12 protein-coding genes are annotated in these 12,647 nt (G+C 38.9%); 3 read left to right on the top strand and 9 right to left on the bottom strand.

Annotation, left to right across the window (positions count from 1 at the left end; translation table 11 throughout):
- Positions 1 to 14 precede the first annotated feature (14 nt).
- The gene (rimK, locus tag JF50_RS14065) at positions 15 to 920 is read right to left on the bottom strand and encodes a 30S ribosomal protein S6--L-glutamate ligase (RefSeq protein WP_039610050.1); all 906 of its coding nucleotides are present in this window, start codon (positions 918 to 920) and stop codon (positions 15 to 17) included.
- Between the two features lie 144 nt (positions 921 to 1,064).
- On the opposite strand from rimK, the gene JF50_RS14060 reads away from it, so the two are divergent.
- Both JF50_RS14060 and JF50_RS14055 read left to right on the top strand, forming a co-directional pair.
- Positions 1,065 to 1,907 carry a LysR family transcriptional regulator gene (locus JF50_RS14060; protein ID WP_039610049.1) on the top strand — a complete coding sequence of 281 codons (843 nt, stop codon included), beginning with the start codon at positions 1,065 to 1,067 and terminating at the stop codon, positions 1,905 to 1,907.
- Positions 1,908 to 2,182: 275 nt separating this feature from the next.
- A complete protein-coding gene (locus tag JF50_RS14055; RefSeq protein ID WP_039610048.1) occupies positions 2,183 to 2,995 on the top strand; it encodes a hypothetical protein in 813 nt (270 codons plus the stop codon).
- Positions 2,996 to 3,086: 91 nt separating this feature from the next.
- Here JF50_RS14055 and JF50_RS14050 read toward each other — a convergent pair whose 3' ends face one another.
- From JF50_RS14050 to JF50_RS14025, 6 genes are all read right to left on the bottom strand, one after another.
- Entirely contained in the window at positions 3,087 to 3,272 is a 186-nt protein-coding gene (locus JF50_RS14050) for a YqaE/Pmp3 family membrane protein (protein ID WP_039610047.1), read from the bottom strand.
- A gap of 381 nt (positions 3,273 to 3,653) precedes the next feature.
- Positions 3,654 to 4,133 carry a GIY-YIG nuclease family protein gene (locus tag JF50_RS14045; RefSeq protein ID WP_039610046.1) on the bottom strand — a complete coding sequence of 160 codons (480 nt, stop codon included), beginning with the start codon at positions 4,131 to 4,133 and terminating at the stop codon, positions 3,654 to 3,656.
- Between the two features lie 370 nt (positions 4,134 to 4,503).
- Positions 4,504 to 4,812, bottom strand: coding sequence for a hypothetical protein (locus JF50_RS14040; RefSeq protein WP_039610045.1), 309 nt, complete (start codon positions 4,810 to 4,812; stop codon positions 4,504 to 4,506).
- Positions 4,813 to 4,825: 13 nt separating this feature from the next.
- Entirely contained in the window at positions 4,826 to 5,251 is a 426-nt protein-coding gene (locus tag JF50_RS14035) for a hypothetical protein (RefSeq protein ID WP_039610044.1), read from the bottom strand.
- Between the two features lie 40 nt (positions 5,252 to 5,291).
- Positions 5,292 to 7,097, bottom strand: a complete 1,806-nt coding sequence (locus tag JF50_RS14030; protein WP_039610043.1) for a flavin monoamine oxidase family protein — start codon at positions 7,095 to 7,097, stop codon at positions 5,292 to 5,294.
- Positions 7,097 to 8,416 carry an FAD-dependent oxidoreductase gene (locus tag JF50_RS14025; RefSeq protein ID WP_052262305.1) on the bottom strand — a complete coding sequence of 440 codons (1,320 nt, stop codon included), beginning with the start codon at positions 8,414 to 8,416 and terminating at the stop codon, positions 7,097 to 7,099. The genes JF50_RS14030 and JF50_RS14025 overlap by 1 nt, the downstream gene beginning before the upstream one ends.
- A gap of 241 nt (positions 8,417 to 8,657) precedes the next feature.
- On the opposite strand from JF50_RS14025, the gene JF50_RS14020 reads away from it, so the two are divergent.
- Positions 8,658 to 10,628 carry a hypothetical protein gene (locus JF50_RS14020; protein WP_039610042.1) on the top strand — a complete coding sequence of 657 codons (1,971 nt, stop codon included), beginning with the start codon at positions 8,658 to 8,660 and terminating at the stop codon, positions 10,626 to 10,628.
- A 246-nt stretch (positions 10,629 to 10,874) separates the two neighbouring features.
- Here the strand turns inward: JF50_RS14020 and JF50_RS14015 are convergent, their stop codons facing one another.
- Entirely contained in the window at positions 10,875 to 11,336 is a 462-nt protein-coding gene (locus tag JF50_RS14015) for a GNAT family N-acetyltransferase (protein ID WP_039610041.1), read from the bottom strand.
- A gap of 156 nt (positions 11,337 to 11,492) precedes the next feature.
- Positions 11,493 to 12,506, bottom strand: coding sequence for a hypothetical protein (locus tag JF50_RS14010; protein WP_039610040.1), 1,014 nt, complete (start codon positions 12,504 to 12,506; stop codon positions 11,493 to 11,495).
- Between the last annotated feature and the right edge of the window lie 141 nt (positions 12,507 to 12,647).

The raw sequence follows: 12,647 nt of genomic DNA, 5'->3' as shown, positions 1-12,647 counted from the left end.
ACAGTCCTATTTGATTAACCTTTACCACGGGTGCGCGTTGAATTTGGCTTTGCATTTTTCTCGATGAACTCAACCAACTTACCAGCAACATCTAACCCCGTTGCGCTTTCAATACCTTCTAAGCCAGGTGATGAATTCACTTCCATGACCATAGGCCCATTGTTAGAACGTAATAAATCTACACCGCAAAAATTTAGCCCCATCACTTTTGCTGCATTCACGGCAGTTTCTCGCTCTTCTTTTGTAAGCTTTACAATCTCAGCAGTACCGCCTCGGTGTAAATTTGAACGAAACTCCCCTTCTGCACCTTGGCGCTTCATTGCGGCGACAACACGGCCGCCGATCACTAAGCACCGGATATCTGCTCCACCAGCTTCTTTAACAAACTCTTGCACAAGTATGTTTGCTTTAAGTCCCATAAAAGCCTCAATAATACTTTCGGCCGCTTTTGCCGTATCCGCCAACACAACCCCTATTCCCTGAGTTCCCTCAAGTAGCTTAATAACAAGCGGTGCGCCACCGACATTTTTAATCAAGTCTTTGATGTTATCGGGCTTGCTAGCAAAACCCGTCCTAGGTAGCCCAATGCCTTTGCGAGATAAAAGCTGCAACGAACGTAATTTATCTCTAGAACGACTGATTGCGACAGACTCGTTGACATTAAATGTCCCCATCATTTCAAACTGTCTTGCAACGGCCGTCCCGTAGTAAGTAATTGATGCACCAATGCGTGGCACAATTGCATCGTACTTAGGTAGCTCCTCACCATGGTAACGCACCGCAGGCCTACTGCTTGTGATATCCATATAGCAATGTAGGGTGTCTATTACATCCACTTCATGGCCCCTTTCTATACACGCCTCTTTTAAACGGCGTGTTGAATACAAGTTTTCACTTCGGGATAAAATTGCGATCTTCATTTTTATAATGTCACTGTGTCTGTGTGTTTAATGACGCAAATGTAAGCCAGCTTTACTGAAAAGAAAAACGAAATAAAATTCACGGTTTGATAAATTATTTTTATTAAACTAAGCTAGCGTTTTGACTCTTTTTGAGACTTATGAATGAAAATTGAGCTCCTTACCACTTTTTTAGAAGTTAGCCAAACTCTGCATTTTAGGGCTTCAGCTGAAAACCTTTATATAACGCAAGCAGCCATTAGCAGCCGAATCAAATTACTCGAACAAGAGCTGGGGGTATTACTATTCGATAGAAGTCAAAAGCGCCTTAAGCTTACACCTGAAGGGCATCGACTGGTGAAACACGCCAATGAAATGATGATTATGTGGCAAAAGCTAAAGCAAGACGTTGGTGTCAGTGAAGGCAATGTAAGCCAGTTGTTTGTCGGGTCAATGATGTCCATTTGGGACATTGTTTTACAAGATTGGCTGCAAAAAATTGATAGAAACTTAGATGATGTCCAGCTTCATATTCAAAACTATTCGCCTTTAGAATTAAGAAAGCAGCTGCTTGCAAGATTAATAGATATTGCTTTCATATTCGAGCCACCCTATATCGAAGAGATCGTCACAGAGAAAGTAAGTACAGTGCCGTTACAATTAGTATCAACCCAACAAGATTTAGAATTAGACCAAATTGAAAGCATAATACAGGTTGATTATGGTGAAGCGGTGAACAGCCAATTCATTCGTGACTTTTTTAACTCTACAACAATTAAACATACCATGAGTCAACCTAGAATTGCTTTAAACTTTATTACAGAAGCTGGCGGCACAGCGTATCTGCCGAGGCAAATGTGCTTTGACTTGATCCGCAAGAAAAAACTGTTTTTAGTCGAAAAAGCCCCAATTTATACCAGAGAGATTTTTGCTATGTATTTGGCTAAAAGTAGCAAGGCAGATCTTATCAAAGACTCGTTGATGCTTTTCCCTTATTTGCGCAACTAATGGTTATCATTTTGATAGATTTTATTTATCAACCGTCAGAGTTTAAATAATTAAATTTATTTAATTATGCACATTTGTATTTACTCATCTATACATTTAATTAGAACTCAAATGAATAATTTTTAGGTTAGGGGTAAAGCCCTGTGATCTCACGCCTAAAAATCGCTTAAAATTGAAATTAACTCTCAAACATGCCATGATAAAAGGCCAAAAAAAATATTAGAACTCTAACTAAAAGCTTAAAGCAACAATTTAAAGCAAATGAGAAAAACCACATGAGTGTAGATAACACCCTGGAATTTAGTACTGCCAACAGACTAACGTCTGCAAATTTGACCCACTCCAGGTTAAAAGAGAACACGATCGAGTCAATTGAACAAGAAACGCATAAAGTATGTAATACTAAAATTAGTTACATGATCCACGAGTCTCAACTCGATCTGTTTATAAAAAAAGATTATCAGGTAGAAGCCTCTATCCCTTATTACTGTGATTCTCGCAGCGCTTTATACATTGCAAAATATTTTGACAATACGAGAGCAAAAGAAATTGGTAAGACAGAGCATGATTCTGTACTAGACGTCATTACTTCTGCTTCAAATGAAAACGATATCATACCTTCTGGCTTATCTATGGTCCGTCAAGCACAACAAAGTGATGCAATAGATATCGCCAAATTACAATTTAGCAAGGCTTGTCATTACACAACATTTAACCAAAGCGAACGTGCGATCATCGAGGATATGCAACAAGGTAATGATTATCTCGTATTTGAATTTCTAAATAATATTGTCGCCTACGTTAGAGTCACTTATTCATCGCAGTCGGCGGTGGCAGCTATTTCGAACATAGTCATTGCCGATCATCTCGACACACTGGATGTAAAACGTGACCTGATAACACACACCAAATCACATTTGACGGCTTTGGGGGTCTCACTAATACAGACGCAGTGTTCATCTGACAATTATGATAAAAACAAAATACTACACCAAGCTGGGTTTCATTTTGCTGGCAGGCTCATTAATCAGACTTACCGTCAGGGTGAGCTCGTATCAGTCAATGTTTGGAGTACACCTGTTACATAGTTACGCATGAGCACCGACAAGCTAAAGCTTACACAAAGGATTAGTCTCAGAGCTAACCAAGCTATAGATTAGCTCTTTTGTACAATATAAGTTAGTCGCCTGTTTTATTGGTCACCACTAACCAAATTGCATGGATCATACCCGGAAGTCCGCCCAATAGGGTCAACACAATATTGATAAAAAAGTGCAGACTAAAGCCCACCTGTAAAAACGCACCAATAGGAGGAAGGAAAATTGCAAAAATTAAGTTGACGATACTGACATTATTTGTGCTCATATTCACTCTCTACTTGTTATGCTAAAAAACGTGCTAGCACCAAACTAGCGGTATGGACTACATTGATTTGCTAACGGTAACTGACTAATTGCTTTTTGACTCTCTAAATAGTCATCACACAACAAACCAGAAATTGTTGTCAGCTACGATTTAAAGATAGCTTAAAAACGCAAAAGCGTTAAACAAATAAACCACGATAATTACCTTTAAGCAACATTAATCCATACCAAAAAACTAGTTTTTGCTCTTTGATAACACGAAGGAGGCTTGTTTATCTGAATGTGCTGCTCATTGTCCCTTCTCAGCCTTTAGCAAACGCATATCCTCAGATCTCTTTCGAATATCGTTTAGTCAGGCGTTCAACGAATTCGCTTTTAAGGTTCAACACCAAAACTCACCCGAACATTCAGGCACAATAGAGCCTCTAAACCCATCGTTTCTGACGAGCAAGTTTGTACAACTGTTTGATGCTTTGTCTATATTGTGCCGATTCAATGCTGGCATATTTGAGGCAATTAAGAGCGATTCAACATCTTTAATTTGTTGTACGTCTGTAACAAGATCTTGCTTGTGATAAATTTCACCAAAACGCACTGACAATCCATGATGTTGCCAAAACCTCCCATCTAGGTGTTCCTGAATTCTTTTCTCAAAGTTACGCTTATTAGACAACTGTGTCATACCAATATAAAGCAAAACGTTGAGGCCATAAATTGGGTGATCTCCATATATCTGATACACACCAAAAGATTGAGATATCTCTTTCGGTGTGTCTTTACATAAATTATAAACGTTTTCTTTCAAACAATATTTAATTGCATATGGCTCAGACCAATAAACAAAGATTCTTTTTAGATTCATCTTCTCACTAACCACTTTTTTATAGGAATATTGCTAAAACAGTTTGATCTAAATGGGGCCACAGAATTAAAAATATCACGCGCTCTAAAAGCCACACTTAACCTCACCGGCATTTCAAATTAATTAAAATACCTTTAAATTTCAAATAAGTGTAATTAGGTGTAATATAATGGAATCGAATTTCGCTTTTAAAGCTAAAATTAAAAACCAACCACAGTGTGAAAAGCTTTGGCTCTCAAAGTAGTGAAGCTAACAAATGCGCTAATAGCGAAGTTGAGTGCATGTTATATGAACACGTATACATAGAAATATATAAAAATTGGTGTTATCACCGTTGAATAACACCAGGATAGTTTGTGAGACGCTTAAATTAAGAGATTGGATTCACGGATTTCAAAATAAAGCGGATTGCCGCGTCACACATCTTAACAACCGTTGCCTTTGCTATCACTTGTAAAGTCAATAGTTCTGTTTCAAACACCTTTGCTTCCCTTTGAAGCTCATAGGCAAAATCATCCTCCGATATCTTTCCATTGGTTCGCCCAGTAACCAACTCAGCAATGGACTCTTTACTCGCAGACAGTGCTTTATGAATACCTTCGGCAACATCTGCGGCATTAGGTGAGAATTCACTACACAGAAAATCGGCGGTGTCCTTTAAAAGTTGATCTACATTCATATTCACCTTCCTTTTATTCTGGTTTCACATTTTCAGCAACCAGCATTGCTGTTAATACTCGATTATATTGTTTAACTCGACGTTTTATTACAAAGTCGCTCATCGTGTTTTGTTGTTGATGGGCTGCTATATCTTGTCGCCACAATTCAAGTAGATGTTCGCTTTGAGTAACAGACTCAGAGTTATAAACTCTATGTTCGTTAAGTGCTTTTAAAACTTGAATATCAATTTCAATGTCATGGTAATTTTGTTTATAGTTAATAAAGTCACGCGATTGCTTCTCTGCCAATAACATCCTCTGCCAATGCATATCAATTTTTACTTTGGCCTGAACCAACAGTAATTCGACTTGTGGATCATGGTGGGCAATTTTGGCCCACTGACACGCAGACAACATAAAACAGGTAAATGCCACTAACCATAATCTAACTTCCCGCATATTTTATCCTTTAGCAATTGTTATATTTATGCGCTTCAAACTATGTCCTTATATCGCAAGTACCACAAATTAACGGGTAATCCTGTGAGTCTGTTGCTATTGTTTTAATCTGTAAATAGTCCACCAGCACCGACTCCGCGGTACAAAAGGCACCTTCAATCCATGCTTGGTCATTTGAAAACGCAGAACCAATGATAAACACATTCGGCGATTTATCCATACCTGCAAGTACTTCCGGTGTACGTATATCTTGCATGACATTGCAAATATTATAATGAGATGCCCACGCGTGGTAGCCAGCGCCAAATGGATTATGTCCCCAGTCCATAAAAGTGGTTTCTAATGGTTTTGGGATCACTTCTGGATCAATATGCTGGTTTCCATAGTGCAATCTAGCCAATTGTAGCCTAAGCATTTTTTGCATGGCATTCGTCGCTGTTTTAGCACCGATGAGTGGCTGGGTATCGGTGCTTGGGGCCACTGTATGCTGTTCATCAATTGACCACTCCAGCTCCCGCCAGAAATTAGTGAACCGCATGTCGTCATAGGATGCCAAAATACCATATACAGGCTTCGCATTCTCATCAGCTGCGTTATTGCCAAAATAATACACCTGTCTTATCGGCAAATCCGTGATTGTCGGCCCATAGGTTTGAGTTTGTGTGTCAATTTTAGGCTTAAATGGCAATGCGCTGTTTTCCCACCACGGTGTATCAAAAAACATCGCAGCCTTAAAGGAAGGTTGCTCAATGACAGATTCTAAGTAATTCGCAACTTTGGCTTGGTTTAAAAAATTAACTCGATCATCTTCATCTGGTAAATACCGAGTAGCAGCAGCAACCGCTTTAATTGCATGAGGCGGCATTGCCAAAAAGGCATAATCAGTTTCTTTTACATCACCGGCAGGCACATCTGGTTTGCATGCTGTAGCAACGTAAAACTGTGTTTTACCAGACTTGCTCCAAATCGAATGCAATCGAGTTGATTTAGTGATGTTGAAGTCAACACCACTGTTGTTAGCAAGTGAGCTGCACCTTTTGTATAAACTTACAAACAGCGAGGACATGCCTGTTTTCAAGGTTTTAAATTTACCACCTGGTGCAAACTCCCCATTATAAACAGCCGCATCTGCTGCATTCCAATTAATCACATTTGAGCTGTATCCATTGGCATCGGCCGCATATTGATACCCTTCGTTATACGCCTGATCGTACAAAATATTCCAGTAACCAATATTACTTGCCAAATCACCCGGCTTATACACGTATGATTCAAACCCATCAGGTAACTCTCCCGATGCATAAAACTCACACTGCTGTACTCTGGTTTTGACTTTTTTAGTTACAATCGAATTTGATATACTACCAATTAAGTCATCTGCAGGCGCAGCATTTGCAGGTACACTCTCAGTTTTTGATATGTCAACGTAGGTATTGGTATCGTAGGGAGCCCTTTTTGAAACACTTATTTCACTTTGGTACAGGTGTTGCCCACGCACAAATAACAGCGGATCCTCTGTCGTGTTGAAAGGCGCTTTATGACAGTCTAAACCCAATTTATGAATCGTTGTAGTAACAAGCTGATGCCCTTCTTTATTTTCATCATCCCACTCTATAAAACGCATCCCGCCTACTTCGATATAAGACTGTGAGCTGTCATTTTGATAGTGATATGTACAAATACGACCAGCTGGCAAACGGGTACCTTCTCCATTTTGTGCATAATCGTAATCACCCCATTCAATTATTTCTAGCTGATCACCTTTTACTACCTTGCCGCTGTCTAATAAACGCCAAGCTGTATATAAGCCTGATGGTCCACCACCAAAAATTGTGTATTTTTTCATTATTTTGATTCCTTTTTTACTGGGGTTAAATCGCCAACTGGTTGCCAGTCAATTGCAAAATGACTGCGGGGTATAGTGTAAATGCGCTCGTCCTCACCATAGGTAAACTGTTCAAGCGCTGGGTCTTGCAGCATTTTAATGATCATGTCTCCCATGATCGGAATGAACTTACCTGCCCAACCCGCTGTATATGTCACAATATTCTTTGAGTTTGGTAGCTCTTTGGGTAAGTAATCTAAGAAAAACTCGGGTTGCACTTCAAGATTCGGGGAATTACATAGCGCGATTAAACATGTAGAAGTGTGCATAGGTGTTGGATCAAGGCCCGGCATAAACTGCTTTACCCAAGATGATGCAATATCCAGTGACTTTTCTGAAGGAGCCAGTTGACGCTCACTCGGATCGTAAATGATTTTGTAGTCAGGAAAATCAGTTGCGACTCTCACATATCCTGGATTCGCCCAATCTAATTCAGGGAAACCATAAAGGAGAGAATTCGTTGCGTTCTCTTCTTGCTTTGGATCATCTTTTGGTTTTGATTGAAACGCAAACCAAGATGGAAAATGAGCATGCTCATCTATTTTTTTAAAATAAGCAGAGGCCATTTGCCAAATTAAAATCGGAACTGATAATCCTAAAGACCTGACCGTATCATTCACATACGCTCCAGTGGTGATAGCAAGCTTTGCACATTGATAGTAACTTGAAGTTTCAGGGCTTTGACCACTGCGTTGAGTGAAGACTTTTATGCAATTTTCTTCACTACTATCGATGTTAACAACACTCTCCCACTCCTTAAATGTGACATGTCCTGTTGCGAGTGCCGCGTTGTATAGCACCTGCTCAGTTTCTTTGACATTAATGGTTCCACCATCTTTTTGAAAAAAGCCATAATATTTGGAAGGTAAATTGGCAAAACTGGCCTTTTGCTCAATAGCTTTTGCATCTACCAAAGGTTCATATGGAATATCCAGCGTATTCATTGTGTCTTTGGCTTGATCAATTCCTCCCTCTTGCGTGCCTGAGATATTCTGACCAAACCACAAGCTTCCTTGATCTCCCACCAAAGGTAAACTGGAGAATCGTTGCAAATCACGCCAAAACGGCTGCGATGACAAGCAGAGTTCAGACATATACTCTTGCTCATATTGCAAACGGAATTGTCTCGAATATCCAGCTGAACTTCCCAGATTATTAAAGTAGCTGAACTTTTCAATGACTAGTGTCTTCAGACCTTGTTTAGCACCATGATAAGCAGTAGATAGGCCGATGGGGCCACCACCTATAACAATAAGGTCATATGATGTGTTTGTATTCATTAAGCACTCCTTTTTTAGTTTTTTACTCTAAATTAGAATGCGATTTTTAAGTATTACAAACCCTTACATGACATCGAAATGCTTCTTCTTTTAGCGGGGCTGTAACCAAAGTAGTTAATATGATTCTTAGTCACTGTATGTAAATGACAGATTTTAGGGGGCTCTTTTCACTAAAAGTTAACAACCTTAATTTTGTGTATAATTTCGTCTTCAATACATACACAATTAAGGAAAATTGGACATGAAGTATTTATATGGTATCTCTGCGTTGGCACTGATAGCTATGCATAATGCATACGCATTGCCAAAACCAACGGGGTCATTCTATTTTCAACCAAGTACTATCACAGTAGGACAAAACAGTACCTTGAGGTGGTATATACGCAATGCAACAAGCTGTAAAAATCAATGGGGAACTGAGATAGGTACCCATGGTGCATATACAACCACCCCATCAGTTGGGGTAACTGAGTATAAATTTACCTGCTCCGGTTCCGGCGGAAGCACAATATTTAAGGCAGTTCGTACTGTTAAACCTCACCCACTACCAACAGCATACTTTGCATACAGCCCTCGCTCAGCAGAAGTTGGAACGCCAATCACTTTAAGGTGGTCAACACAGCATGCAACATCATGCAAAAACCCTTGGGGGACAGAAATTGGCACATCAGGAAGCTACACTTTTACCAGTAATAAATCAGGTACTGTTAGTTATAACTTTAAATGTTCTGGGCAAGGTGGCAGCACAACAACATCCGCTTCATACACTTTGACACCCGCTGCAAAGCCCACTATCACTAATCTACACTATTCACCACAGACTGCTTATATCGGCCAGCGACAAACATTGAGCTTTAATTATAATCATGCCAGTAAGTGCTATGCCTACAACCACGCTGGTAATGAAGTCATTTATTACCAAGGTGAACAAAAAAATGGGTCCTACCAATGGACATCGCCTCCTCGCTCTAGTTTGGTAAATAATGATGAGCTAGAAGTTTTTTGCCAAGGCAGAGGCGGTGTCACACAAGGGTTAACTCACTATAGAGTCAAAGAGCATCCCACAGTGTCCAACTTAAAAGAGGCCTTTATGGCTAGGAAGCCGACACGTTGGCTCGATAATATACATTGTGATACTGAAGTCATTATTGATGGTAGAAAGCAAAAAGTATGTGACGTCAAACTTATGTATAACGCTTGGCTCGGTATTGACGGTTTACTAGACCTTTACCTCGCTTCTGGCGATAAAACACTAGTTGAATTGGCTTTGCAATTAAGTGAACAATACAAAAGTACAGGTCAAGACCATAATGGCGATGGCTATCTCGATTGGTTTAGCACTCCTCTGTATGAATACAACGGCAAGATGTATGATCATGACCACTACGAGTGGCGAGCAGGTTCTGGGGTGGCTCGTACAGCCGCTGTCATTTTAGATGACCCGAACCTTGCCAACTTGCATGACAGGGCTACCCATCTTCAAGCTTTTGCGGAACAACATATATGGGAAAAATGGTACGCTAAATCAAACCAATTCAATAACCTGAGAGTAACTCACTTTATAGGCAGAGTTGGGACAATTGCATTATTTCTGAATAAACACAGTTCAAACCAAACACTTAAAAATCAATATGAAAATTTTATAAAACAAAAAGGACAAATTCTAAAAAGCGCGCTTGAATATGTAACAACCAACCAAGCCAATGCATATAACATTCGGTGTTATGCTCCTTCTGACCATTCTAGTCAAGATTGTGCAACTGCAAGCTTGCCTATTCAAGGCACAATCGATGTAAGCCATGCAGGTGACACAGTTTCATTTATCATAGAAGCATATCTTGCAGGTGGCTTTGGTGTCTTTGATCAACAGGATATAATACGTCTATCCAACACAGTGAAAAAGCTTATTATTTCTGATTCAGATCAGAAGTTTAGGTCTAATGTGTGTTCAATTGACACCTGTAGCTATAACAGGGGTACCGATCCATATTACCGCAATATAGGCGCATACCAGAGCCAATGGGCTAAGCTAGCCCAATTTGATCCAGCTTTATTAGACATCTATTTATATTGGTTATCTACCCAAGGTATCAATGTGTCACCTAAAGGCGAACCTGAAATACTGATTAATCAAGCCCAGAGATTACCTGGCGGCTATGGCTCACCAAACATTTTCGCAAATATCGCACTCGCTGTAGTAAAAGCCCAGTAACTCACCATTTGTTAAGAGCATAACAAAGTCGGCTCTATGCCGACTTTTCGTCATGATAACGCTTGCATCAAGCGCATAATGAAAAGTCATAGGGAGTTTCTATACAAACATACTGACCACACCTTTTCAATTGAACTCAAAGCAACTGAATGATGTAGAGTTGTAAACATGTGTAATTAAGATCAATAGTTAAGTCGTAATAAGGCACATTTAAATACGATAGACGCAGACAAGAATCAAAAATCTTTACTCTAAGGTCTGTGTCATTATTTTACTTTTATAAACCATCTCATATTCACTGCAATTTGAATCAACCACTGTAAATCCTAACCTATCATATAGTGTTTTAGCTGGGTTGCTTTTTAACACACTCAACCCAACTGTACAGCCTTGTTTTAATGCATCCATACACAATCCTTTGATCAACTCACCGCCGATCCCGTTCCCCTGAAACTCTGGATGTATTTGCACTTGATATATGTACCACTGCTTACTTTGTGCTATATAACTTGCTTTGAAAAGACCCGCTTTTATGTTATTTACAAGTATGATTTTTGCATCTTCAAAATTATACTTTATCCGAAAAAGGTGTTCTTCATCGCTAGTATCAACACCATCTTGAAGCAAATATTCATCCATAGTAAGTCGCCGAAGCTCAAGCAAGTAGACTAAGTCCGCTTCTTGAGCAGATCTTAATGTAATTTTCATATAAAATTATACTTTACATTCAAAATTAGGAGCTTCATTTATAATAAATATTTCAATAAAAAACAATAAAAACTAAAGCTAATCAAATATACCTTAAAATCTAAGTAATTTAAAAAATAGAGCCAACTTTAATTTATTGGCCCTACATGGTATTTATTAGTTCTCGGTTTCAGTTAATTCCTTCCGAGGCGTCACATTGAAAACGGCATAAAATACACAACTGAACGAATTCCAAGGGATATAGTGATTCCATTGCACAACAGACCCTGCCTCTAATTGTAACCCCTTAGATGTACTGTAATATAAGGAGACGTGGTTAATCATTTTCTTTGGAAAAGAAAATTTCGATTCTAACTTTGGTAGAGGTGCCACTACTTCTTTTCTATCAAATTCAATCGAGACTTCGTTGTTCGAATTACTACTGTATTTACTATAGCCTTGGTAAGTTTTTATATTACCGCCAGCTAATGTGATCGAAGTAGAATGGCTAGCTGCGTACTTAGGGTTATTTTGACACAAAGTTTTGACCGCTTTATTTATATCACCATCGATTACAAACTTTGTATTCTCTTGCCAATTATCAGTTTTTAGTTGCTCATGAATTATATGACTATGATGTAGTGCAATAATTGTAATGACTTTTGGCACTTTGCCAATTTTTACATTATTCTTCTGATATTTAATCGCATGACCAGCACAATCAAAAAATACACCGCCTTTCTTTTTATCCGCTATGCATGCAATAAATTCGTAGTTGGGGAATCTTGATTTCAATTTATGAACCATCAAGGCAGTGCCCTCTGTTCTCGAAGGCACCTTATATACCTTGTCAAACTCAATAAACTTTTTTAAGCCAAAGTGTTTAGAGTCTGATCTAAAGTGCTCTATACAATACTCTCTTGCAGTCGCTAATAAGTCATTCGCTTCGTTAAACAACTCTTTAGTTTTGTCAAATTTAAGTGTCCGATTATCTAAAGGCTTGTTATACACTGCTTGAAAATGCAACTCTAACTCAGCTTCATACTTCGATTGCAAGTCGTCGATAATATCAGCAGCATCTCCCTGTAAACTTGCTTTGACGAATGATTCTTCACTCAGCGTAGAAAAGAATATCTCATACTCTTGCATGGTAGATAATACCTCATCATACCAAACCTCTGCATTATTCACGTCAACGTCGTTTAAGTTTGTTTCATTCTTATAAACATGTTGACGATTAAACGATGGTTAAGCCATTCAATAATAAAAGCTTGAGTTTGCGCATCGTCAAAAAATTAACTTCTGCTAAGTTATGAACAAGAGATTTCTTAT

The sequence above is a fragment of the Pseudoalteromonas luteoviolacea genome, from assembly GCF_000814765.1.
Lineage (GTDB): Bacteria > Pseudomonadota > Gammaproteobacteria > Enterobacterales > Alteromonadaceae > Pseudoalteromonas > Pseudoalteromonas luteoviolacea_H.
The sequence above is the reverse complement of the archived record's forward strand: the minus strand, read 5'-3'. Positions and strand labels throughout refer to the sequence as shown.